Origin of the sequence: Rhizobium beringeri (assembly GCF_004306515.1) — a bacterium.
Lineage (GTDB): Bacteria > Pseudomonadota > Alphaproteobacteria > Rhizobiales > Rhizobiaceae > Rhizobium > Rhizobium beringeri.
The window spans coordinates 3,955,192-3,978,599 of sequence record NZ_SILG01000001.1 but is presented as its reverse complement, the minus strand read 5'-3'; the positions used below and the strand labels follow the sequence as shown (position 1 = coordinate 3,978,599).

At 61.5% G+C, this 23,408-nt stretch carries 17 protein-coding genes; 10 read left to right on the top strand and 7 right to left on the bottom strand.

Features of this window, described 5'->3' with window-relative positions; all coding sequences use genetic code 11:
* Positions 1 to 50 precede the first annotated feature (50 nt).
* The 3 genes from ELH03_RS19840 to ELH03_RS19830 all read right to left on the bottom strand — a co-directional run bounded on the left by ELH03_RS19840 (position 51) and on the right by ELH03_RS19830 (position 8,896).
* Entirely contained in the window at positions 51 to 6,473 is a 6,423-nt protein-coding gene (locus ELH03_RS19840; protein WP_130766723.1) for a translocation/assembly module TamB domain-containing protein, read from the bottom strand.
* A gap of 67 nt (positions 6,474 to 6,540) precedes the next feature.
* Positions 6,541 to 8,469 (bottom strand): autotransporter assembly complex protein TamA, encoded by a 1,929-nt coding sequence (locus ELH03_RS19835; RefSeq protein WP_197727767.1) that lies wholly within the window; start codon positions 8,467 to 8,469, stop codon positions 6,541 to 6,543.
* Between the two features lie 169 nt (positions 8,470 to 8,638).
* The gene (locus tag ELH03_RS19830; protein ID WP_012759223.1) at positions 8,639 to 8,896 is read right to left on the bottom strand and encodes a YMGG-like glycine zipper-containing protein; all 258 of its coding nucleotides are present in this window, start codon (positions 8,894 to 8,896) and stop codon (positions 8,639 to 8,641) included.
* A gap of 324 nt (positions 8,897 to 9,220) precedes the next feature.
* Between ELH03_RS19830 and hemA the strand changes: the two genes are divergently transcribed.
* From hemA to ELH03_RS19795, 7 genes are all read left to right on the top strand, one after another.
* A complete protein-coding gene (hemA, locus tag ELH03_RS19825) occupies positions 9,221 to 10,435 on the top strand; it encodes a 5-aminolevulinate synthase (RefSeq protein WP_105008261.1) in 1,215 nt (404 codons plus the stop codon).
* A 318-nt stretch (positions 10,436 to 10,753) separates the two neighbouring features.
* Complete coding sequence (locus tag ELH03_RS19820) at positions 10,754 to 11,740, top strand: LacI family DNA-binding transcriptional regulator (protein WP_128410445.1); 987 nt, start codon at positions 10,754 to 10,756, stop codon at positions 11,738 to 11,740.
* Between the two features lie 44 nt (positions 11,741 to 11,784).
* Entirely contained in the window at positions 11,785 to 13,023 is a 1,239-nt protein-coding gene (locus ELH03_RS19815; RefSeq protein ID WP_128410439.1) for an ABC transporter substrate-binding protein, read from the top strand.
* A gap of 74 nt (positions 13,024 to 13,097) precedes the next feature.
* Positions 13,098 to 14,015: a carbohydrate ABC transporter permease gene (locus ELH03_RS19810; RefSeq protein ID WP_027666834.1), complete on the top strand. Its 918-nt coding sequence runs from the start codon at positions 13,098 to 13,100 to the stop codon at positions 14,013 to 14,015.
* Entirely contained in the window at positions 14,012 to 14,875 is an 864-nt protein-coding gene (locus ELH03_RS19805; protein ID WP_027682619.1) for a carbohydrate ABC transporter permease, read from the top strand. The genes ELH03_RS19810 and ELH03_RS19805 overlap by 4 nt, the downstream gene beginning before the upstream one ends.
* Before the next feature lie 20 nt (positions 14,876 to 14,895).
* A complete protein-coding gene (locus ELH03_RS19800; RefSeq protein WP_128410438.1) occupies positions 14,896 to 16,818 on the top strand; it encodes a glycoside hydrolase family 127 protein in 1,923 nt (640 codons plus the stop codon).
* Between the two features lie 11 nt (positions 16,819 to 16,829).
* Complete coding sequence (locus ELH03_RS19795) at positions 16,830 to 17,918, top strand: ABC transporter ATP-binding protein (RefSeq protein WP_128404968.1); 1,089 nt, start codon at positions 16,830 to 16,832, stop codon at positions 17,916 to 17,918.
* Positions 17,919 to 17,933: 15 nt separating this feature from the next.
* On the opposite strand, the gene dxr is transcribed toward ELH03_RS19795, so the two are convergent.
* Positions 17,934 to 19,124, bottom strand: a complete 1,191-nt coding sequence (gene dxr / locus ELH03_RS19790; RefSeq protein WP_130766593.1) for a 1-deoxy-D-xylulose-5-phosphate reductoisomerase — start codon at positions 19,122 to 19,124, stop codon at positions 17,934 to 17,936.
* A 385-nt stretch (positions 19,125 to 19,509) separates the two neighbouring features.
* Here dxr and ELH03_RS19785 point away from each other — a divergent pair, with 385 nt between their 5' ends.
* Together ELH03_RS19785 and ELH03_RS19780 are read left to right on the top strand one after the other, a co-directional pair.
* Positions 19,510 to 20,160 carry a hypothetical protein gene (locus ELH03_RS19785; RefSeq protein WP_128410436.1) on the top strand — a complete coding sequence of 217 codons (651 nt, stop codon included), beginning with the start codon at positions 19,510 to 19,512 and terminating at the stop codon, positions 20,158 to 20,160.
* A gap of 63 nt (positions 20,161 to 20,223) precedes the next feature.
* Positions 20,224 to 20,514 carry a BON domain-containing protein gene (locus ELH03_RS19780; RefSeq protein ID WP_128404965.1) on the top strand — a complete coding sequence of 97 codons (291 nt, stop codon included), beginning with the start codon at positions 20,224 to 20,226 and terminating at the stop codon, positions 20,512 to 20,514.
* A gap of 83 nt (positions 20,515 to 20,597) precedes the next feature.
* Here the strand turns inward: ELH03_RS19780 and ELH03_RS37485 are convergent, their stop codons facing one another.
* Together ELH03_RS37485 and ELH03_RS19775 are read right to left on the bottom strand one after the other, a co-directional pair.
* The gene (locus ELH03_RS37485) at positions 20,598 to 20,750 is read right to left on the bottom strand and encodes a hypothetical protein (RefSeq protein WP_165420527.1); all 153 of its coding nucleotides are present in this window, start codon (positions 20,748 to 20,750) and stop codon (positions 20,598 to 20,600) included.
* Between the two features lie 126 nt (positions 20,751 to 20,876).
* Entirely contained in the window at positions 20,877 to 21,119 is a 243-nt protein-coding gene (locus ELH03_RS19775) for a hypothetical protein (protein WP_012759211.1), read from the bottom strand.
* A gap of 147 nt (positions 21,120 to 21,266) precedes the next feature.
* Here ELH03_RS19775 and ELH03_RS19770 point away from each other — a divergent pair, with 147 nt between their 5' ends.
* Complete coding sequence (locus ELH03_RS19770) at positions 21,267 to 21,785, top strand: DUF2937 family protein (RefSeq protein WP_128404963.1); 519 nt, start codon at positions 21,267 to 21,269, stop codon at positions 21,783 to 21,785.
* Between the two features lie 236 nt (positions 21,786 to 22,021).
* On the opposite strand, the gene eat is transcribed toward ELH03_RS19770, so the two are convergent.
* Positions 22,022 to 23,386 carry an ethanolamine permease gene (gene eat / locus ELH03_RS19765; protein WP_164902183.1) on the bottom strand — a complete coding sequence of 455 codons (1,365 nt, stop codon included), beginning with the start codon at positions 23,384 to 23,386 and terminating at the stop codon, positions 22,022 to 22,024.
* Positions 23,387 to 23,408 lie beyond the last annotated feature (22 nt).

Genomic DNA, 23,408 nt, shown 5'->3' with positions numbered 1-23,408 from the left:
TTGTGCGTGCCGTCGTTCCAAAGCTGCTGCACAGCTTAGGGCGAGATGCATCAGTATTCCCGTTCATAAACAACGCCGGCTTCGCCCGCACCATTACCCCCGGCCGCTCCGCGCAGCTTGACGCCGCGGCCGACATCGAGATTGATCACCGCCTTGGCGCCGGCCGAACCGCCCTGCTGCAATTCGAAATAGGTGCGATCGTTGAGATAGCGGCCGACGCTGACGCTTGTCTGTCCCTTGGAATCGGTGCTGACGTCGAAATCGTCGACGCCGAGCTGGTTGCGCAGGCCTTCGAAAAGCGAGGTGGAGCGGTTGCCGGCCAGCTGACTGACGGCGTCGGCGAGCTGGGCGATCTGCACCGGCGAGAGCTTCGACATCGACTGGCCGAAGATCAACTGCGCCAGCACCTCGTCCTGCGGCAGCTGGGGCGAGGAGGAAAAGGTGATCGCGGGGTCGGTGGCGAGGCCCGTGACGTCGACGGTCAGCGTCGTCGATCCGGAGGCCGAGGTCGCTTCCATATCGAGCGCCGGCGTCAGATCACCGGCAAAGGTGATCCTGCTCTTGTCGGAGAAATCCAGGCGGCGGTTGAGAATGGTCATGCGACCTCGGCGCATGGTGAAGCCGCCAGTCACGATGGGTGCAGCCGCCGTTCCGCGGATCGTCACCCGTCCGCCGAGCTCGGCGTCGATGCCGCGGCCGCGCACGAAGATATGCGAGGGCGCGTCGATTTCGAGATCCAGCGTAATCACGGAGGATTTCTCGCCGGGTTTGCGCTCACCGTCATCGCGCAGCTGTGCAAGCACCGCCCGCGGCGCATTCTTATGCCGGATGTCGACTTCTCTGAGCGAGGTCGGCAATTTTTCCGGCACCGTGATCGAGGTTTTGTCCAGCCGAAGCTTGCCGCTCAGCGTCGCATTGGTGATCGGCCCGCGCAGGCCGACGGTGCCATTGACGGTCGAGACGACAAGGGTTCCATCGACATAGACCGCCTTGTCGAGCTTGATCGAAATGTCGGCGGGAAAGCCGCCGGCCGGCTGGATGCCGATGGTGCCGCTGGCCGAAATCGTACCGCCGCCGCCAAGGCTGCCGCTGAGGCGCGATATCACCGCCTGGCTGCCATTGAAGGTCACGGTCGCCGTCAGATTGTTGACGGCGAGATTGCGTCGGACGTCGACGAGCTTGGCGCCGTTGGTCGAGACAGTGCCGTTGATGACGGGTGCTGCGGCCGTTCCGCCAATCTGGAGATTGACGGTGGCGACGCCGTCCGCTACGAGGCCCTGCTGCGCAAGCGGGGCGCCGAGCACGGCGAAAGGAAGATTGCCGTTGAACCGCATGTCGATGGCGCGATTGCCTGTGATCACGACACTGCCGCCGCCCTTCAGCGACATGCCGGCGTCACCGGCAAGGCTGGTGTCGACCGTCAGCCTGTTTCCGGCAAGTTTGCCTGATGCACCGATGCTGAACGGCGAAAGGCCGGCGCCTTTGGTCTGGCTCGTCGCTGCGTTCTTCCAGTCGACCTTGAAGTCGACGGAGGGCGCCGATAGCGCGCCGGTGGCTTTCACGGTCGCCGAGACCGCGCCCTCGGCTGCAAGGCCGGGAACAAAGCCGTTGGCAATGCCCGCCGGAAGATTGGTGGTATTCGCCGTGACATTGAGCGACCGGATCGACGTGCCGGCGATGGCGAGATTGCCGGTAGCTTTCAGCGCAATGCCGCCGCTGCCGTTGAGGGCGGCATCAAAATTCAGCCTGTCGCCGGCGTATTTTCCCGTCGCCGCCAGCGCAAGGCGGGAAAGGCCGGCAGCCTTGGTGTGGCTGGTCGCGGCATCTTTCCAGTTGAGCTTGAAATCGACGATCGGATTTGCCGGCGTCCCCGACGTCACGGCGTTTGCCGAAAGCGTGCCTTCAGCACCGAGACCGGGAACGAAGGCATTTGCGATATTTGCCGGCAGCGCCGGGATATCGGCATTGATCGAAAGGTCCCGGATGGCCGTTCCCGCGATCGTGACGCCGCCCGTCGCCTTGGCCAACACGCCGTCCTTGCCGGTAAGGTTGGCATCGAAGTCGACCCGATCGTTGGCGAACTTGCCGGATGCCGCGGCACTCAGGCCCGAAAGGCCGCTGCTTTTGGTCTGGGCGGTCGCGGCGTTCTTCCAGTCGAGCTTGAAATCGACCGCCGGCTTTGGCAGCGCGCCGGAGGCGGATGCCGTGCCCGACACGGTGCCTTCAGCGGCAAGACCGGGGACGAAGCCGTTGGCGAGGCCTGCAGGCAGGTTGGCGAGATCGGCCTTGACGTCGAGGTTGCGGACTGACGTGCCTGATATTGCGATGTTGCCGGCGGCCTTCAGCGAGAGGCCGTCCCGGCCGCCGAGATTGGCATCGAAATCGAGCCGGTCGTCGGCGAAGCGTCCGGATGTGGTGAGCGCGAGGCCCGAGAGGTGAGCGCTTCTGGTCTGGCTGGTCGCAGCATCCGTCCAGTCGAGCTTGAAGTCGGCTTTCGGTGCGGCAGGTGTCCCGGCAGCGGACAAAGTGCCGGATATCGTGCCGCCAGCCGCCAGATCGGGAACGAAGGCATTTGCCAGGCTGGCCGGAAGCTTGGCGATCTCGGCATCGACCTTGAGGCTGTCGATCGCCGTGCCGGCCAATGCGACATTGCCCTTGGCCTTCAGTGAGAGGTCTTTATCGCCGCTGACTGCCGCATTGAAATCAAGCTTGTTGTCGGCAAATTTTCCCGATGCGGTCACGCCGAGCGCGGCAAGGCCGGCACGTTTCGTGTGGCTCGTCGCAGCGTCTTTCCAATTGAGATCGAAATCGGCACTCGGGGCGGAAAGGGACCCGCTGGCTGAGATCTTTCCGGAGATCGCGCCTTCGGCGGCGAGATCGGCGACGAAGCTGTTTGCTATATTTACTGGCACATTTGCCAGCGCGGCATCGACCTTGACGTTGCCGATCGTCGTGCCCGTGATGGCGACATTGCCGTTTGCCTTTAAGGAGAGGCTGTTGGCGCCGTCGATCGCCGTGGTGAAATCAAGCTTGTTGTCGGCAAATTTTCCCGATGCGGCCATGCCGAGCGCGGCAAGGCCGGCACGTTTCGTGTGGCTCGTCGCTGCGTCTTTCCATTTGAGATCGAAATCGGCACTCGGGGCGGAAAGCGATCCGCTGGCCGAGATCTTTCCGGAGATCGTGCCTTCGGCGGCGAGATCGGCGACGAAGCTGTTTGCGATATTCGCCGGGACATTCGCCAGCGCGGCATCGGTTTTGACGTTGCCGATCGTCGTGCCTGTGATGGCGACATTGCCGTTTGCCTTCAGCGAGAGGCGGTTGGCGCCGCCGATCACTGTATCGAAATCGAGCTTGCTGTCTGCGAATTTACCGGATGCCTTGAGGCCAAGATCGGCAAGGCCGACGCGCTTCGTCTGGCTCGTCGCAGCACCTTTCCAATCGAGATCGAAATTGGCGGTGGGCGCAGCGAGGGAACCGGAGGCCGCCACTTTTCCTGTAATCGTGCCTTCGGCGGCGAGATCGGGAACGAAACCATTGGCGATGCGGGCAGGCAGGTTGAGGATATCGGCGTTGACATCAAGCACCGGTGCCTTCGGGTCGGCGAGCGCGACATTGCCGGCGGCCTTGAGCGAAAGGCCGTCATCACTGCCGACCGTCGTGTCGAAATCGAGCTTGTTATCGGCGAATTTGCCGCCGGCGGTGATGTCGAGCGGCGCCAGGCCGGCGCCCTTGGTCTGGCCCGTCGTCGCATCCTTCCAGTCGAGCTTGAAGTCGGCGACCGGTGCTGCCGGCGTTCCCGTCACGGCAATCGTTCCGGAGATCGTGCCGCCGGCTGAAAGGTTGGGCACGAAACCGTTGGCGAGCGCAGCCGGCAGCTCGCGGATATCTGCATCAAGCTTCAGCGTTTCGCCGGCGGAACCGGTAACGGTTACCGAGCCGGTGCCGGTTTTCAGCATAAGTCCGTTCAGGCTGGCGGCACCGCCGCCGATGGCGACCTGCGCCGGTGCGGCCAGCTCGATCGGGATATTGCGGGGGCTTGCCGAGAAGCGATCAAGGTTCAGGTGGATCGCGCCGTCCGCCGCCTCGATATCGCCTGCGGCCAGCACGGGATTGCCGTCATAGGCAGCATCGAGATCGAAGTCGGTATGGTTCTGCTGCTTGGCAAACCTAAGCGAAAGGCCGGCAAGCCTGTTCGTTCCGGCGCTCACCTCCTCGGCCTTGACGGTGCCGTTTGCGGCAAGGGCATTGAGATCGCTGATCGTGACATCGATATCCGGCTTAACGATCGCAAGCGTATCGCGGCGGATCGAGCCGCCGGTTGCAAGCAGCTTAAGCGCAACCCTGCCGCTGTCGCTGCTGATGCCGAGCGAACCCTTGAGATCGCCTTCGGCCTTCTGTCCGCCGAGTGCGGCGAGCAGGCCGACATTGGGGAAATCGAAGGTCAGTGCGGCTGTTGGCTCCAGGGTAGGCGAGAATTCCGCATTGCCGGTCAGTCGGTTGCCGCCGATATCGGCGGTCAGCGCCGGAATGCTTATCTTGCCGTCCTGCGAGGTGATGTCGCCGTTGATGCCGATCGGTTGGCCATCGATCGTGCCGGTGGCGGCGATCCTACCCTGCGGCGCCTTGGGATCGGCGAGACCCGACAGGTCGATATTGAGGTTGCCGAGCACGCGGTCGGCCATTTCAAGGCTGGCGGCCTTGAGATTGGCCGTCACGGAGAGGGCCGGGAGCTCACCTCCCACTCTCAATGCATAACCCGCTCCACCACTGGCGCCGGGGATGAGCTTGCCGATGTCAGGCAGCCGGCCCGAGAGATCGGCATTCAACATCCCGCCATCGAGTGCGACGTTGCCGGCGGCTTCGAGCGTGCCGGACTTCAGGACGAGATTGGACAGCGCGAATTTTGACGGGATGGTGCCGACCACCTGGCTTTCGAGCGAGATCGGTCCGTCGAACCTGCTTGTCACCGCAGCCGGCAGGGCTGCCGGGCTGATAGTGAGCTTGAGGTTGCCGGTCAGCGCCTTGTCCGCCAGCCGGTAGGAGCCGTTGAGGCCGCCGTTGATATTGGCGCTTTCGACGGTGGTGCCGTTAAAGCCGATGCCTGAGGGCGAGATCTGCAGCGGCGAGGCGATCGTGACAGGGCCTTGGACGGCGCGATTGAGGTTCGGGTCGGTGAAGGTCGTATCGCCGGCAACGAGGCGCAATTGGACGCTGCCGGAACGGGCGGCGAGATTGAAGGCGTCGCTCTTTGCGGTCAGCTTGATGTTGCCGATATTGGCCTGCGGAAGGGTTGCGGTGTCGAGCGAGCCGCTGACGTTCAGTCGGGCGGCCTGGGCATCGCCGGTTAGCGCCAGGTTGAGGCCAGAAATGAGGAAGCGCGCTTCGCCTTCAGCGAGTGGCCAGCGGAAATCGACCGGCCCCGACGTGCCGAGCAGATTGGCGTTCAGGCTGTTGTTGCCGGCTGGATCGAGGGTGCCCGAGGCGGCGATCACGACGCTGCCGGTGGCGATATTGCCGGTCTGGATATCGATCTTGCCGCGGTCGTCGAAAGTGGTGGCAAGATCGATATTGGTCTGGCCGGCAAAAAGCGGCCGGAATGCCGATGGAAGCAGCGAACTCAGGTCACCGCCGCCCTTGAGGTCGAGGTGGTGCAGTCCGTCTGCCGTGATCTGATGCCGGGTCTCGATTGCGGCGCGCTGCTGCCCGTCGAGGGCGGCCTGCAATTTGCCCTTCCAATCGGATATCGGCCCCTGGCCGTCGAGATCGATGTTGACGGCCGGGCTGTCCGGCAGGCCGAGAAAGCCTGCCAGCAGTCCGCCCTTCGGCTCGGAAAGCTGCGCCTTCAGCCGCAACCGGTTTTCAGCCGGTGCATAGGCGATATCGGCGGCAAGCCGCGCATCCGGGACCGCGTGACGGCTGACATTGACGACGGCCTCGCCGCCATCGCCATTCGCTGAAAGGCTGCCTTCGGCGGCGAGCGCAAAGGCGCGGCCGGCAACGGGTGCGGCAAGTTTGATATCGGGCAGCGCGACGCGGTCTATATCGAACTTGATCGGAAGAGCGAATCCGCCGGAATTTTCAGCTCCGGGCCGCGAGGGCAGGGTGCGTACCGGCTTGCGCAGCACGTTGATCGCTTCGATCTCGAAGCGTTTGGCATGGAAGGTTCCCGTCAGCAGCGCAAGCGGATTCCAGTCGATCGCGACGCCATGAATTTCCGCAAAGACGCCCCTGGTATCGGAGATGGAGATCTCGGCGGCGCGAAGCCCACCGGTCAAAAGGCCTTGCGGTTCGCGAACCTCGATCGTCATGTCGCGGTTGGAAAGCGTGGAGGCTATCTTTTCCGTGACGATGCGAGCGCCAAAACTGGTGAAGCCGAAGATCGCAAGTGCGGCGACAGCGAGAATCAAGGTGGCGCCGACGGCATAGCCGGTGAGCCGTACGATCCAATTGACGATTTTTGCCAGCGTTTGCATCGGCGCGGACACTACCCCGTTTTCATGACGGCTCGCAGATCGGAAAACACGAGGGGAATCGGCAATTCTAGAAGGATTGGCCGATGCCCGCGTAGATTCCGTAATCTGTGCCATCTTCGTACTTGTTCAGCGGCATGGCAAAATCAAGCCGCAGCGGGCCGAAAGGTGTTGCATATCGTATTCCGGCGCCGGCGCCGGCGCGAATATCGGAAAAACCCGGAAAGGTGCTGTCCGATACGGTGCCGACATCGATGAAGGGCACGATGCCGATCGTATCGGTGATCTTGATGCGGGCCTCCAGCGAACCGGTCACATAGGAGCGGCCGCCGGTGGCATCGCCATTGTCGTTATAGGGCGAGATTTCCTGATAGCTGTATCCGCGCACGGAGCCGCCGCCGCCGGCAAAGAAGCGCTGCGTGGCGGGAATATCCCCAATGCTATCGCCGCCGATCAGGACGCCGGCGGCAACTTTGCCGGCAAGCACCACACCGTCTTCCTGGCCGAACGGCAGATAGCCGGAGATCGAGCCCTCGAATGCCGCATAGGGCGTGGCGTTGAAGATTTCGTAGCCGGGCTTTGCCGAGAATGTCGCGCGATAACCCTCCGTCGGGTTGAACTTGTCGTCGCGTGCGTCGCGATCATATTTGATCGGCAAGGTGAAGGTCAGATAGTCGTTCACGCCGAAGGCGTCATCATCGCGCTCCCAGCTGACCTCGCCGCTCGCCGAGACCGTGTCCTGGTCGGTCAATTCGTAGGAAAGGCCGAGCGAGGCGGTGACGAGCGTCGCGTTATAGGCATCCGGATTTTCGGTCTTGGCGACGATGCCGGCCTTCAGGGTGGCGGCGGGGAAGAAGGCGCCGGGCTTGGTGAAGAGGATGCCAGCGGAATAGTCGAGGCTGCCGACATCTGTCGTTTCGCCAAGCCGGGAGACCGCTCCTTCGATCCTCAGCGTTTCGGCTTCGCCGAACAGGTTGCGGTGGCCCCAATAGCCCTGAATGCCGAAGCCGTCGGTGGTGGAATATTGCGCGCCGACGCCGAAGTAGCGCCTCTTGCCCTCGGAAACCTCGATCGTCATCGGCAAGGTGCCATCCGGTGCCAGCGCATCCCCTTCGTGAATGGTGACGCTCGAAAAGACGCCGAGAGCGCGAAGCCGCTCGCCGGCTTTCTTCAGCGCTTCCGGGGAGTAGGCTTCGCCCTTGTTCAGCCGGGAGTAACGCTGGATGAAACCTGGCCTGACGGTCTTCTCGCCGGTGACGCCGACATCGCCGATCGGGGCGATGGGACCGCCCTCGGCAGCAAGGACGATATCGACGGTGTCGCTGTCATGATCGGCGACGACCTTGCGTTCGGTCAATTTGGCGAAGGGCCGGCCTTCGCTCTTCAATTGTTCGACGATCTTGTCGCCGGCCCTAATGATGGCGAGCGAGCCGGCTTGCGCGCCCGGGGCGAGGTCGTAATCGGCGGGATTATGGTTTGCAGCATCGCCGCCGAACTGTACCTCCCTGACCTTGAAAACGGGGCCGGGAGCAATGTCGACGGTGACGGGGATCGGCCCTGACCGGTCGAATGTCGGATTGGGCGGCAGGTCGTCGATATTCTTGCCGTCGATGGTGATCGTCACTAGGCCGCCATAACGGGCCTTTTCATACAAGGCGGCGATCAGCCGCTCACGGTCGTCGCGCGCCTTGACGACGATGCCGAGATCGCCGGAAACCGGCTGCTTCTGGTCGCTGACGAGACGGGAACTGTTTTCCAGCGCTTCTTTAAGGTCGGGATCGGCGGTATCGGCCCTGAGATCGACGTGGTAGCGCACCGGATCGGGCACTTGTTCGCCTTCGTCTTCTTCTTTGCCGAAAATGGTGATGCCGAAAAGCTTGAAGGCATAAGCGTCGCCGATCAGGACCGGTGAGAACGCAGCTGCCGCTGCGACCACCATCATGGTGCCTGTTCGCCGATACGCAGTACCTGTTTTCGGGCCTGTCCCTCTGATCCGCATCCGCCGCTTTTGGTTATGTCTACATTGAAGCTTCGTTGCCCAGCCATGAACAGCTTAGCGACAAAATCGCGCGGGGTGTACCATTTTAAATTGCCAACGCGCTAATTTAGCACAAAAAATCCCGGACGTGTGTCCGGGATTTCCTGAATTTGCCGGTTTCCAAGCGCTCTCAGCGCGGGCAACTATCGATGTAACGGCGGCCGTAGCGGTCGCGATAGTAGCACTGGCCAGGCTGTTCGGCGACGCTGCCGATGAGGGCGCCGGACACGCCGCCGATAGCGGCGCCGACTGCCGCGCCACGGACGTTGCCGGTGACTACGCCGCCGATCACGGCACCTGATGCAGCACCGATGCCGGCGCCCTGCTGCGTCGGCGTGCAGCTTGCGATCGACAGGCCGATCAATGCGAGTATGACAACTTTCTTCATCTTTTCTCTCCGAGGTTGTTGCCCAGCGGGCAAAGGCCGTCCCTTCTATTTTTTGTCAGGCTAGACCGAAAACTATGTCGGAAGAAAGGGTTGTCCATCCGGTGTACTGATTTTTTTGCGATCAGGTTGGGTCGCCTTTTGCTCGGTCGGCAAACTCGGCTGCCTTCTGCGGCATCAATTTCGTTGATCGCGGCTTGCATATTTTTTATCTGGAATCATTCAAAAATCTGGGCCTTTTGCCGCAGTTGATGTTAAAGCAAAGGGTAAGCATTGACGCGCGGACGTCCAGTCATCAAGAACATCCGCGCGATACTGGAGCAGATGATGGATTTCGAAGCGTTTTTCAAAAACGAGCTGGACGGGCTTCGTACCGAGGGCCGTTACCGCGTTTTTGCCGATCTCGAACGTCACCGCGGCAATTTTCCCCGCGCGACGCGTTACACCGCGGATGGCGAGAAGGAAGTCACAGTCTGGTGCTCCAACGACTATCTCGGCATGGGCCAGCATCCCAAGGTGATCGAGGCGATGAAGAACGCCATCGACCACTGTGGCGCGGGTGCGGGAGGCACCCGGAATATTTCTGGCACCAACCACCATCACGTCATGCTCGAGCGTGAGCTTGCCGATCTGCATGGCAAGGAAGCAGCGCTGATCTTTACGTCGGGTTATGTTTCCAACTGGGCAGCACTCGGCACGCTCGGCGCGAAGATCCCCGGCCTCATCATCTTCTCCGACGCGCTGAACCATGCCTCGATGATCGAGGGCATCCGCTATGCCAAGTGCGACAAGGTAATCTGGAAGCACAATGACGTGGCCGATCTCGAAGCCAAGCTTAAGGCCGCCGATCCGAAGGCGCCGAAGCTGATCGCTTTCGAGAGCGTCTATTCGATGGACGGGGATATCGCCCCGATCAAGGAGATTTGCGACCTCGCCGACAAATATGGCGCGATGACCTATCTCGACGAAGTGCATGGCGTCGGCATGTACGGCCCGCGCGGCGGCGGTATTGCCGAGCGCGAAGGACTGATGGACCGGCTGACCGTCATCGAGGGTACGCTCGGCAAGGCTTTCGGGGTGATGGGCGGCTATATCGCCGCTTCGACGGCACTTTGCGATTTCATCCGCTCGTTTGCCTCCGGCTTCATCTTCACCACGGCGCTGCCGCCAGCATTGGCCGCCGGCGCCGTCGCCTCGATCCAGCACCTGAAGGTCAGCCAGTTCGAGCGCGCCCGCCATCAGGACCGTGTCCGCAAGCTGAGAGCGCTACTCGACCAGCGCGGCATTCCGCATATGCCCAATCCGAGCCATATCGTGCCGGTGCTGGTCGGCGATGCGGCGAAATGCAAGTGGATCTCCGACCTGCTGCTCGACAATTGCGGCGTCTATGTCCAGCCGATCAATTATCCCACCGTGCCGAAGAAGACCGAGCGGCTGCGCATCACGCCGACGCCGCTGCATTCCGATGCCGATATCGCCCATCTGGTCGAGGCGCTGCATTCGCTCTGGTCGCGCTGCGCGCTCGCAAGGCACGTCGCCTGATTTTTCGATAATCGTCTGGTTCGTACCGCAACCCAGCGCCTCTATTGAAGGCGCTGGTTGTGGCTGGTTTCGGTTGCCGCAAGACGCCGCAGCAAACCTGCCTTCGACAGGGTAGGGCGATCCGGCTGCATTGCATCCAGAACATTTTTCCCGATGCCAGCGGCTAGACCGCGTGGCACCCGGTCTCCCTCCCGCCATCACGAGAAAACCTTTTCTCACTTGACATGGAGGTTGGTAAAAGCTTTTCTCAGGTCACTTCAGAAGGAGGACGTTCTGAACATATCGGGAGGAAAAAGAGGCAGGATCACCATCCACGAGGTGGCGGCGGCTGCCGCGGTGAGCATCTCGACGGCGTCGAAAGCTCTCAATGATACCGGCCGGATGGGCTCGGAAACGCGCGAGCGGGTGAAGCGGATCGCCGCCGAAATCGGATATCGGCCGAATGCGCTGGCGAGAGGTCTTCTCAGCAAGCGCAGTTTCACCATCGGGCTGCTGACGAACGACACTTATGGCCGTTTCACGCTGCCTGTCATGGCGGGTATTTCCGACGCTCTCGTCGATCACGGCGTTTCGGTCTTCCTGTGTGCCATCGAAGACGATCCGGCGCTCGCCCAGATCCATGTCGACGCGATGCTGGACAAACAGGTCGACGGCATCATTGCGACGGGAAAACGCCTGGATCGGCGCTTGCCTGTCGATCTGTCGAATTTGCATGTGCCTGTCGTTTACGCATTCACGGAGGGGACGCAGAACAGCGTTAGCTTCCGGTCTGACGACGAACAGGGTGCGCGGCTGGCGGTGGAATGGCTCGTGAAGATCGGGCGGCGGCGGATTGCGCACATCACCGGGCCGGAGGACTTCTTCTCGGTGCGGGAGCGTGCCGGCGCCTATCACGAGGTGGCAGGTCACCGCGAGCCGGTGCTTTACGGCGTCTGGTCGGAAAGCTGGGGGCATGAGGCCGTCGAACAGCTTTGGAAGAGACCGGGAGAAAAACCGGATGCGCTCTTCTGCGGCAACGATCAGATCGCCCGAGGTGCTGTGGATGCGTTGCGTGAGCGCGGCGTCAAGGTGCCGCAGGACGTTTCGGTGATCGGCTTCGACAATTGGGAGATTGTCGCTGCCCAGACGCGGCCGCCGCTGACGACGGTGGACATGGAACTGAAGGAGCTCGGGCGGCAAGCCGGATTGACAGTGCTTGCGCTTGCGGAAGGACGGCCTGTCGAGCCGGGAGTGAGGAAATTGCCGTGCCGGCTGATCGTCCGGCAGTCATGCGGGGGGAAAGCCCCACGGAATGAGAACACGTGAATGAGCAAAGGCGCGAGGAGATGCGCCATATCGGGAGGAGTGTCATGATCAAGCGTCTATTGGCGGCGACCAGCATCGCTACCCTATGTCTGGTGTCGGCCGCGTCGGCTGCCGAAAATGTCGAAATGTGGGTTCGCTCGGGGATCGGCGACGCCTTCAAGAAGGTCGTCGAAGCCTATAATTCCGGTCACGAGAACAAGGTCGTGATGACCGAAGTGCCGTTCTCCGAGCTGGTGCAGAAATATGCGACGGCGATCGCCGGCGGACAGGCGCCGGACGCCCTGTCGATGGACCTCATCTATAACCCTGCCTTTGCCGCGGCCGGCCAGCTGGAAGATCTGACGGACTGGGCAAAATCCCTGCCCTATTTCAATTCGCTTTCGGCATCGCATGTTCGCTTGGGCACCTATCAGGACCGGATCTACGGCCTGCCGCTTTCGGTCGAAACATCCGTCTTTGCCTGGAACAAGGATCTCTACAAGAAGGCCGGTCTCGACCCAGAAAAGGCACCTGTGAATTGGGACGAAATTACCGCCAATGCCGAGAAGATCCGGGCGCTGGGTGACGATACCTACGGCTTCTACTTCTCCGGCGGCGGCTGCGGCGGCTGCATGATCTTCACCTTCACGCCGCTCGTCTGGGGGGCGGGCGCCGATATCCTGTCGGCCGACAGCAAGACGGCGACGCTCGATACGCCTCAGATGCGCAAGGCCGTCGATATCTACCGCAACATGGTCAAGAAGGACCTCGTGCCGGCGGGAGCCGCCAGCGACAACGGCGCGAACTTCCTGACCTTCACCAACGGCAAGATCGGCCAGCAAAGCCTCGGCGCCTTTGCCATCGGCACGCTGGTAACCGAGCATCCCGATATCAACTTCGGCGTGACCCTCATTCCTGGCGTCGACGGGAAGCCTTCGTCGTTTGCCGGCGGCGACAACTTCGTCATCACCAAGGGTACGAAGAAGATCGACGCGGTGAAGGAGTTCCTCGAATATGTGTATTCGATGGACGGCCAGAAGATCATGGCGAAATATGGCAGCCTGCCGACGCGCGGCGATATCGCCGACAAGGTGCTTGAGGGCCTCGATCCGCGCATGCAGGTTGGCCTGAAGGCGATCGGTGTCGCCAAGACACCCTATACGCTGCAGTTCAACGACTTGATCAATAGCGCCAACGGGCCTTGGGCCAGCTTCACCAACGCCTCGATCTTCGGCGACGATGTCGACGGCGCGTTTTCGAGCGCCCAGTCGGAAATGCAATCGATCATCGATAGCGGCCAATAACTCTCTCCCGGCCGCGGCCGGGGAGCGGTGGCAGCTTCCCGGCCAATTTCACTCGACAGATGCGGAGCGTTTTGATGACCGGTTCCGGTTCAGAGATTCTATTGCCTCGGCGCAGGCGACGGCGCCGATCGAACTGGCGCGGCCTCGTCTACATCGCGCCGGCTATGGCGCTGGTCATCGTCTTCTTCATCATGCCGGTTCTCTTCACCGGATGGATGAGCCTTCACAACTGGCCGCTGATGGGGGCGTCTCGCTGGATCGGCTTCAATAATTATTTCCGCATGGCGAACGACACCCGTTTCATGACGGCGCTGAATTTCACGGCCTATTACACCGTGATCGTCACCATCGCGATCTTCGCGATCGCCTTTCCGCTGGCAATCTTCGTCGAAAAGGAACGGCAGTTCGTCGGCGCCTACCGCACGATCATCTTCCTGCCCGTCGTCGTCGGTCTTGCCACAGCCTCCCTGCTTTGGGTCTGGCTCGCCAATGTCGATAGCGGCTTCATCGGCCCGGCCTTGAAGGCGCTCGGCCTCGTCGAAAAGAGCCCCAATCTTCTTGCGACCTTCGACACCGCCTTTCTGACGATCGTGGTGATGGTCGTCTGGAAGATCGCAGGCTTCACCATGATCATTCTTTTGACGGGGCTTCAGGCCATTCCGTCCGAGCTGACGGAGGCCGCCCGCATCGACGGCGCCGGCCGCTGGCAGCGTTTCCGGCATCTGACGCTGCCGCTGATGCGCAAGACGATCGCGCTGGCGCTGATCGTCTCCGTCACCGGTTCGATCCTCGCCTTCGACCAGTTCTACATCATGACGTCGGGCGGTCCGCAGAACAAGATGATCTCGGTGGTCTACTACATCTTCAATCAGTCCTTCGTGTCGTTCAATCTCGGCTATGGTGCAGCGCTCTCGATCGTGCTTCTCGCCATCCTGGTGGCCATCAGCATCGTGCAGCTCTGGCTGCTTCGCGTCGGGGAGGAGCGTCCATGACCACCTCAAAGGAACGCCGCGCGCGCAAGGCCATCCGGACGAAGTCGGCCTATCATCTGACCGGCATCGCCATATCGATCTTCTTTCTCGCCCCCTTCGTGATCACGCTGTTATCGTCCTTCCGGCATGGCACGGAGGCCAGCCTGCCGCCCTTGCCGCCTTGGCCGACCTCAGGCGTCAGCATCGATTCCTACGCGCTGCTCGATACGTTCGGTGCCGGCATCTGGCGGCACATGATCAATTCGCTGTTCGTTTCGGTTGCCACCGTGGTGCTCACCGTCGCCGTCAGCCTGCTCGCCGGTTACGGCTTCTCGCGCTATCGATTCCCGCTGAAGAATGCGCTCTTCGTGCTGATCATCGCGACGCTGATGATCCCGTTCCAGTCGATCCTGACGCCGCTCTTCATCATCCTGGCAAAGCTCGGGCTCAACAATTCGCTGCTTGGGCTGACGCTCGTCTATGTGACGTTGCAGCTGCCCTTCTCGGTCTTCATGATGCGCAACGCCTTCGATGCCGTGCCGAAGGAGATCGAAGAGGCCGCGCGCATCGACGGCGCGCGCGACCTCAGGCTTCTGGTCCGGGTTCTTCTGCCGCTGGTGCTTCCCGGCGTCGCGACGGTCGCGATCTTTGCCTTCCTCAATGCCTGGAACGAGTTTCTCGCTGCGCTCGTGCTGCTCTCCAGCAATGAGAAATACACCCTGCCGGTGCTGATGACGGCGGTTCGCGCCGGACGGCTTGGCGCCATCAACTGGGGAGCGGTCCAGGCCGGTGTCGTCGTCATGACGATCCCCTGCCTGATCGTCTTCCTGCTCCTGCAACGCTACTACATGCGCGGGCTGATGGCCGGCGCGGTGAAATGATCTCAAGGAAAGTGGAGCCTATGACCAAAGCAAGCAACGATCGCCAGTTTCGTCCCGTCGCCGTTCCCGATGTCGAGCTCGGCGGGTTCTGGGGCAAATGGCAGGATGCCGTTTGCAATTCCACTGCCGAGACCCTGCTCGACCGCTGTGTCGAGGCCGGCATGCTCAAGGCGATCGACGTCGGTCAGCCAAGCCCCGGGGTCGTTATTCCGATACAGCCATGGGGCGGGACAACGCAGATGTTCTGGGACTCCGATCTCGGCAAGTCGATCGAGACCATCGCCTATTCGCTTTATCGCCGGCCGAACCCGAAGCTGGAGGCGCGCGCCGACGAGATCATCGACATGTATGAGAAGCTGCAGGACGAGGACGGCTATCTGAACGCCTGGTTCCAGCGTGTGGAGCCGAACCGCCGCTGGACCAATCTGCGCGACCATCACGAGCTCTATTGCGCCGGCCACCTGATGGAGGCTGCGGTCGCCTATTACCAGGCGACCGGCAAACGCAAGCTGCTCGACATCATGTGCCGCTATGCCGATTACATGATCAAGATTTTCGGCCACGGCGAAGGCCAGATATCAGGCTATTGCGGCCATGAGGAAGTCGAGCTGGCGCTGGTCAAGCTCGCCCGCGTGACCGGCGAGAAGAAATATCTCGAGCTATCGAAATACTTCATCGACGAACGCGGCACCGAACCGCATTTCTTCACTGCCGAGGCAAGCCGCGACGGGCGCGATGTCTCCGAGTACCACCAGAAGACCTATGAATATGCACAGGCGCACCAGCCTGTGCGCGCGCAGACAAAGGTCGTCGGCCACGCCGTGCGCGCCATGTACCTCTATTCGGGCATGGCCGACATCGCCACCGAATACAAGGACGACAGTCTGACTGCAGCGCTGGAAACGCTCTGGGACGATCTGACGACCAAGCAGATGTACATCACCGGCGGCATCGGGCCGGCTGCCTCCAACGAGGGCTTTACCGATTACTTCGATCTGCCGAACGATACCGCTTATGCGGAGACCTGCGCCTCGGTCGGGCTGGTGTTCTGGGCGAGCCGCATGCTCGGCCGCGGGCCGGATCGGCGCTATGCCGATATCATGGAGCAGGCGCTTTACAACGGCGCGCTGCCGGGGCTTTCGACCGACGGCAAGACGTTCTTCTATGACAATCCGCTCGAAAGTGCCGGCAAGCACCACCGCTGGAAATGGCACCATTGCCCCTGCTGCCCGCCCAACATCGCCCGGCTGGTGACCTCGATCGGCTCCTATATGTACGCGGTTTCGGATAACGAGATCGCCGTGCACCTCTATGGCGAAAGCACCGCGCGGCTGAAGCTCGCCAACGGCGCCGAGGTTGAACTCGAGCAGACCACCAACTATCCGTGGGACGGTGCGGTCGCCTTTACGACCAGGCTGGAGAAGCCGGCGAGGTTTGCGCTATCGCTGCGCATTCCGGACTGGGCTGATGGTGCAACCCTCAGCGTCAACGGAGAGATGCTCGATCTCAACACCAGTATGCGGGACGGATATGTCAGCATTGATCGCGATTGGGCCGCGGGCGATCGTGTCGCCCTCTACCTGCCGCTGGCGCTTCGCCCGCAATATGCCAATCCGAAGGTGCGCCAGGACGCCGGCCGCGTCGCATTGATGCGCGGCCCGCTGGTCTATTGCGTCGAAACCACAGACAATGGCGAAGACCTCAACGCCATCGTCCTGCCCCGCGAGCTCCCGGCCGCCGAAACCGTCGTGCTGAAGGATCTCAATGATGCCGTCGCCCTCGACCTCAAGGTCGAGCGCGAGGAAACATCGAACTGGGGAACGCCACTTTACCGCAAAGCGCCGGCCGAAAGGCAGGTCGCCACCGCGCGTTTCGTGCCCTATCATCTCTGGGACAACCGCGCACCCGGAGAGATGCTCGTCTGGGTCCAGTCGGACAAGTAGGTCTTTTGGGGATGACGAACGGTATGGCTAACAAGAGCGTCGTGCTCCAGGACGTGCGAAAAAGCTATGGCAATCTGCAGGTGGTCCACGGGATCGACCTGACGATCGCAGAGGGTGAATTCGTCGTCTTCGTCGGCCCTTCCGGCTGCGGAAAATCGACGCTTCTTCGCATGATCGCCGGCCTGGAAGACGTGACCGACGGGGAGGTCGAGATCAAGGGACGTATTGTCACCGATCTCGATCCATCCGAGCGCGGCATCGCCATGGTCTTCCAGTCTTACGCGCTCTATCCGCATATGAGCGTGCGCGACAACCTGGCCTTCGGCTTGAAGATGGCGCGCACCAATGCCGCGGAGATAGAGACGCGCGTCAAGGCCGCTTCCGCGATACTGAAGATCGACCATCTTCTCGACCGGCGGCCGGGACAGCTTTCCGGCGGCCAGCGGCAACGTGTGGCGATCGGCCGGGCCATCGTGCGCAAGCCCGATGTTTTCCTGTTCGACGAACCGCTGTCCAATCTCGATGCGGAACTGCGCGTTTCGATGCGCATCGAGATCGCCCGCCTCCACCGTGAACTCGGCAATACGATGATCTATGTCACGCACGACCAGACGGAGGCGATGACGCTCGCCGACAAGATCGTCGTGTTGCGCGACGGCCGCGTCGAACAGGCGGGAACGCCGCGAGAAATCTACGAGAATCCCTCGAATACCTTCGTGGCGGGCTTCATCGGCTCGCCCCGGATGAACCTGCTGAATGCCCGATGGGGCGAGGGGAGGAGCCTGGTCGAAGTCGCTGGCACACGCATCGAAAGCGGTCTGCCGCCCGCAAACCGGCCAGTTGGTGCCGCGGTGACGCTCGGTCTGCGGCCGGAGCATCTGAAGGTGGCATCCGACCTATCCGGCAGCCTGACCGCGAGGGTCGATTTTTCGGAATATCTCGGGGGAACGCAATATCTCTATTGTCAGCTTGCCGATGGCCAGTCGCTGACCGTCGAGCATCGGTCACCGATCAGTATTGCGGCGGGCGAGCAGGTGAGCCTGCTGTTTGAACCGTCGGATTGCAGATTGTTCGACGAGGGTGGGAACCGGTTGCGATAATAGCGGCCGACAACTTCACTCGGCGATCGCCAGTGTCATGAGTTCCGCCGCCCTTTGCCGGGCCTGCCTGTCGGCGGCGAAGACATCGTCCATGCCGGCAGCCGGCGGCAGCCCGGCCAGATCGTCCATGACCCTCTCGGTGACCTCGGCCATGGCGAGGAAGGACAGCCGCCCTTCGATGAAGGCTTCGAGCGCTACTTCCTTGGCGCCGTTCAACACCGCGCCCTGAACGCCGCCGCGCATCATCGCCAGGCGTGCAAGCCGCAGCGCCGGAAACCGCACCTCATCCGGTGCCTCGAAATCCAGCCTGGCGAGCTTGGCGAAATCCAGCCGCTCGACCGGCAGGTTCGGCCGGCGCGGAAAGGACAGCGCATAACCGATGGCGGTGCGCATATCGGGCGCGCCGAGCTGCGCCAGCACCGACCCATCCGTATAGCCGACCATGGAATGGATAATCGATTGCGGGTGGAAGATGACCTCGATCTGTTCGGGTCTGAGAGCGAAAAGGTGCCGGGCTTCGATCATCTCCAGCGCCTTGTTGAACATGGAGGCGCTGTCGATCGAGATCTTCAATCCCATCGACCAGTTCGGGTGGGCGCGCGCGGTTTCCACCGTCACATCAGCCATGTCACGCAGCGAGGCGGTGCGGAACGGGCCGCCCGACGCCGTCAGGATGACGCGCTCGATGGCGTGGCGCTGGTTCTCTTCCAGCACCTGGAAGATGGCGTTGTGCTCGCTATCGACAGGAAGCAGCTTGCCGCCGCCTTCGCGGATCGCTGCGATGAACAGATCGCCGGCCGATACCAGGCATTCCTTGTTGGCAAGAGCGATATCGGCGCCGCGGCGCGCGGCGGCAAGGGTCGGCGCCAGGCCTGCAGTGCCGACAATTGCTGCCATCACCCAGTCGACTTCGCGGTCGGCGGCTTCCATGAGGCCGGATTTTCCCGAGGCGACCGCGATGCCGCTGCCGGAAAGTTCGCTCTTCAGTGATTCGTAATGCCGGTCGTTTGCCGTCACCGCCAGCCGCGCGCCGGAGGATTTCGCCTGCCGGGCCAGCAATTCGACATTGCCGCTGCCTGTTAGCACGGAGATTTCGAAGTTCTCCCGTCCGCCCAGGTGATCGACGACATTGAGTGTATTCTGGCCGATCGAACCCGTCGAACCGAAGATGCTGAGGCGCCGCGGCGCGCTTTTGCCGGTCATCATGTAGAATTTCGCGAAAATTTCTCTCGTAGGCTCAGGCTCTACTAGGCTTTGGAGGGGGCGGCAAGTGTGCGGTGCAGCAGATTTCAACCCTTGAGGGGTTTACAGAACGGCGGTTGGATGTGATCCTTCTAACATTGCTTGAGGAATCGCGGTTCCGTTGCGGCTGGTTTCGGTCGCATGGGCAATTCGGGGCGCTAAGGCGTCTATTGAAGAACAGGCACTCGGTGCCGCCGGCTTTCCGAGCCAACCATTAAATCGAGGATGAAACCGGGATGAGCGGCTTGGCCGTGATCCCTCATCGCGTTCGTGTCGAGCGCTTTCAATGTGCGCTGTCGCGTCGGTTTCGGCGCTGCAGCCCTGGGTCAGGTCAAAACGTTCGGATCTCATGACGACATCCAAAATAGCATGCATTCTTATCGCCATCCTGCCCTCGCTCACCGCTGCAGCGCGGGCGGATGACTTGGTGATCTGGTCGCCAGCCAAGCTTTCGGACCGGTCCTACAAGGCGACGATGGGTTTTCGCCTGCCGGCGGAATGGGAAACCAGCGCCGGCGCCGATATCGCGCTTGCCGCGACCAAAGGCGGGGCGCCGCTGCCCGATTCCGAACAGGCAATGCTTTGGGGCAGGATCACCAGGACGAGCGTCACCCCGGCAGGTCGGTCACAACAGGGCGCAAGCGTCAGCGTCGATACGCTGCGCGGCAGCGGCGCGCTGACCCTCAGCCGCTCGCGCAGCTGGATCCTGTCCGATTCGCTCGACATGCAATCGAGCCGGTCCATCAGTGTACAATTTGATGCGGTCGATGCCCGGCAGGCTTCTGTGACGGCATCGCAGGCGCTGAAGCTGATCCATCCCTGGACGGGAACCTCGCTTTCGGCAGGGACAGGCGTCAGCAATGCCAGCGGCGACTTCTCGAGCACGGTGGCGGTCAGCCAGACTATCCTGCCGAACCTCAATCTCGATGCGTCGATGAACAATCCGTTTTCAGGGGATGAGGCTGGCAGCGTCAATCTCCGCTATCGCGTTAACTGGTAGCGGCGGTGAAACCAAACTCCGTCGAAGGGCGTTTCCTTCCGAGGCTTCACGGAGGAACGGATCATGGTTTTCAAGGAGCAGACATTTCACGGGCTCGAACCCGAGATGGAAACGGAAATCGCCAATCGCGCATCGGTCGAGGCCGCCGTCGCCAATGCGCTGGCGATCGCCGGCGGCATCGATGCATCGGATGTCGAAGTGACGATGGAGAACGACCAGATCGTGCTCACCGGCACCGTCGGCACGGTCGGCGAGATCGAACGGGCGACTGCGGTCGCCAAGGCCGTCGAGGGGGTGCATTTGGTGCAGAACCGGATTCTGCTTGGCGGATCTTCGCTTGACGGTCCGCATTGACCAAACGGCGGGCTGCTCCGGGGCCAGACATGCCGGACCAGGAAAATTTCCACGCCGTCGCCTATAAGCCGGCGCTCAGCTCATCAACCGGCGAAGCGTTCGACGAGAAAGGTCGAGCCGGCCAGACGATCGGTTTTCTGCATCGCGCCCGGACTCTGTGGCTGATAGGCGATGGCAAGCAGCACGACGCTGACGGCGACATAAGCGATGGCCAATAGAATCATCTTGATACGCATGATGAATACTCCCGCTTCACAATAAACGCGGCCGATATTGCGAAGTTCCATCGGCGAGATCTGGGCGAGATCAAATGGAAAGCCCGGCTGGGAAGATCAGCCGGGCTCTTTCCTGCATGGATTGCCTTATCGGCAGATTCGGGTTTCCTTGACGACCGTATGGCCGTGACGGCGGATTTTTTCCGTCTTGGTGAAGCAGTCCTGGGAGACGTGACGCGGCCTCATGTGATGGCGGTAATAGGGCCGTTCCGCATGACGGTAAGTGGGACGCGCATCATCCGTGGTGATGGTCACACTTGCCGCCTGGGACGGCATTGCCGAAAAGATGGACGCAGCAGCGAGCGTGCAGGCAAGGATAATCTGTTTCATGGCAAGCCTCTCTTTCTGAGTTGGTCACGGCATCAACTCGCTGGAAGCACAGTCGGTTCAATCACATAGAGTTACCGATTGTGACGGAGGCAGAAACCTTTACGGCCGCGGATCGTTAGCGCAGGGGGATATCCGGAGGCATTGTTCATGGGACCGATTGCAAGGATCATCACCATCGTCGCCGGGCTTGCCGGCGGCACGGTCTTTTCGCAGGCGCCGGAATTTGCGCAGCAATACCGCCAGCGGATCGGCGGGGCGATCGACGAATTGCGGGTCATCGTCGAGGATTTCAATGCCCAGGCGGCCGAACACCATCTCGATCGCCAGCAGGCGCTGAACGCCTATGCGCAATCATCCGACGATTTCCTGCACGACCGCGGCGTCTCGATGCGCAGCACGATCACGCGTTACGAAACACTGCTCTCGCAGCAGCTCCACCTCGGCACCGCCGCACCCGTCGCCAAGCCCTTTGTGCTGCTGGGGAATGCCGATGACGTCGTCTTCGCCAATACCTGGCGCGACTTCGTGCCCGGCGTGCCCGTCAGCTTTGCGGGTCTCGTCTGGGGCGCGATCGGTTTTGTCGGTGGCTGGATGGTGGCGGCGCTGTTGGGATTGGGCGCGCGGCGGGCAGTGAGGACGCGGCGGGTCCATCGTCAGGTGCGGTAAACCAGCGACGGCGAATGCGACTTGGCGCACGGAAGATCGAATAGCCCTCGCGCTTGTCTCGATGAGGAATTTAAGAACTTTGCGAGCGGGCTGACCCATCTGAATGGGAGCGTGATGGTAAGGTCATCCGGGCTTTGCGCTCGAATTCCCCCGCCAAACGTTGGCGGGGGGTCGTTGATATCGATCCGAACCGGTTCGTCCGGTTGCCTGCTTGCTGGTCGAGCCAGAGAACCTTGTTACGCGGAAGCTGCCGCTTCCTTGGTGACGCCGCCTGACAGCAAGCGCCAGATACCGAACGCCACCACGCCCATGGCAAGGAAGATCAAAAAGATCAAGAAGTTGTAGTAGATCATCGCTGCCAGCGCGACGAGCGCAAGCCCAAGGGCAATGGCCGGGACAACGGGATAGCCCCATGCCTTGAACGGTCGGGCAAGCTCGGGCTCGGTCCGACGAAGTTTGAACAGCGATGCCATGGAGACGATGTACATGATGATCGCGCCGAACACCGACATCGTGACGATATTGGCAGTCAGCGGCAAGCCGCCGATCTGGATCAGGTTGTCGGAGAAGATCGCGGCAATGCCGACAACACCGCCCGCAAGTACTGCGAGATAAGGCGTGCGGAATTTCGGATGGATCTTCGCGAGAACTTCCGGCAGGTAGCCTGCGCGACCCAGCGCGAAGATCTGCCTGGAATAGCCCATGATGATGCCATGGAACGATGCGATCAGGCCGAACAAGCCGATCCAGACGAGCATGTGCAGCCAGCCGGAGGATTCTCCGACGACAGCCTTCATCGCCTGCGGCAACGGATCGTTGATATTGGACAGCGTGCGCCAATCGCCAACGCCTCCCGCGAAGATCATCGTGCCGAAAGCCAGGAATACGAGAGTGAGAATACCTGCGATATAGGCGATCGGGACGGTGCGGGTGGGGTTCTTGGTTTCCTCGGCGGCCATGGCCGCGCCTTCGATCGCCAGGAAGAACCAGATGGCAAACGGAATGGCGGCAAAGATGCCTCCAATGGCACCGACCGAGAATTCAGGGGCGCCTGCCCAGCCGTTGGCCGCGAAATTGGCAAAAGAGAAGCCTGGCGCGACGACACCCATAAAGATCAGCAGTTCGGCAATCGCCAGAATGGTGATAAAGAGTTCGAAGGTTGCCGCAATGGTAACGCCGACAATATTGAGCGCCATGAAGACGATATAGGCGCCGACAGCCGCCACTTTCGGATCGAGGCCCGGGAACTGCACATTGAGATAGGCGCCGATGGCAAGCGCGATGGCTGGAGGAGCGAAGACGAATTCCACCAGTGTTGCAAAACCGGCAACGAAGCCGCCGAGCGGGCCGAAGGCCCTGAGCGCATAGGCAAACGGTCCGCCGGCATGGGGAATAGCCGTCGTCAACTCCGTGAAGGAGAAAATGAAGGTGGTGTACATGACGGCAATCAGGATCGTGGTGATCAAGAAGCCGAGTGTGCCGGCAGCCGCCCAGCCATAGCTCCAGCCGAAATATTCGCCCGAGATGACGAGGCCGACTGCAAGTCCCCATAAATGCAGCCCGGTCAGGCTCTTGGCGAGCGTCGGTTGAGAATTTGACATGATTGTTCCCCTTTTTTGTAGA

What these genes read in the sequence shown, in the direction of transcription:
- ELH03_RS19840 (WP_130766723.1), bottom strand. Translation starts at nt 6,473, where the DNA reads ATGCAAACGCTGGCAAAAATCGTCAATTGGATCGTACGGCTCACCGGC.
- ELH03_RS19835 (WP_197727767.1), bottom strand. Translation starts at nt 8,469, where the DNA reads ATGCGGATCAGAGGGACAGGCCCGAAAACAGGTACTGCGTATCGGCGA.
- ELH03_RS19830 (WP_012759223.1), bottom strand. Translation starts at nt 8,896, where the DNA reads ATGAAGAAAGTTGTCATACTCGCATTGATCGGCCTGTCGATCGCAAGC.
- hemA (WP_105008261.1), top strand. Translation starts at nt 9,221, where the DNA reads ATGGATTTCGAAGCGTTTTTCAAAAACGAGCTGGACGGGCTTCGTACC.
- ELH03_RS19815 (WP_128410439.1), top strand. Translation starts at nt 11,785, where the DNA reads ATGATCAAGCGTCTATTGGCGGCGACCAGCATCGCTACCCTATGTCTG.
- ELH03_RS19810 (WP_027666834.1), top strand. Translation starts at nt 13,098, where the DNA reads ATGACCGGTTCCGGTTCAGAGATTCTATTGCCTCGGCGCAGGCGACGG.
- ELH03_RS19805 (WP_027682619.1), top strand. Translation starts at nt 14,012, where the DNA reads ATGACCACCTCAAAGGAACGCCGCGCGCGCAAGGCCATCCGGACGAAG.
- ELH03_RS19800 (WP_128410438.1), top strand. Translation starts at nt 14,896, where the DNA reads ATGACCAAAGCAAGCAACGATCGCCAGTTTCGTCCCGTCGCCGTTCCC.
- ELH03_RS19795 (WP_128404968.1), top strand. Translation starts at nt 16,830, where the DNA reads ATGACGAACGGTATGGCTAACAAGAGCGTCGTGCTCCAGGACGTGCGA.
- dxr (WP_130766593.1), bottom strand. Translation starts at nt 19,124, where the DNA reads ATGATGACCGGCAAAAGCGCGCCGCGGCGCCTCAGCATCTTCGGTTCG.
- ELH03_RS19785 (WP_128410436.1), top strand. Translation starts at nt 19,510, where the DNA reads ATGACGACATCCAAAATAGCATGCATTCTTATCGCCATCCTGCCCTCG.
- ELH03_RS19780 (WP_128404965.1), top strand. Translation starts at nt 20,224, where the DNA reads ATGGTTTTCAAGGAGCAGACATTTCACGGGCTCGAACCCGAGATGGAA.
- ELH03_RS37485 (WP_165420527.1), bottom strand. Translation starts at nt 20,750, where the DNA reads ATGCGTATCAAGATGATTCTATTGGCCATCGCTTATGTCGCCGTCAGC.
- ELH03_RS19775 (WP_012759211.1), bottom strand. Translation starts at nt 21,119, where the DNA reads ATGAAACAGATTATCCTTGCCTGCACGCTCGCTGCTGCGTCCATCTTT.
- ELH03_RS19770 (WP_128404963.1), top strand. Translation starts at nt 21,267, where the DNA reads ATGGGACCGATTGCAAGGATCATCACCATCGTCGCCGGGCTTGCCGGC.
- eat (WP_164902183.1), bottom strand. Translation starts at nt 23,386, where the DNA reads ATGTCAAATTCTCAACCGACGCTCGCCAAGAGCCTGACCGGGCTGCAT.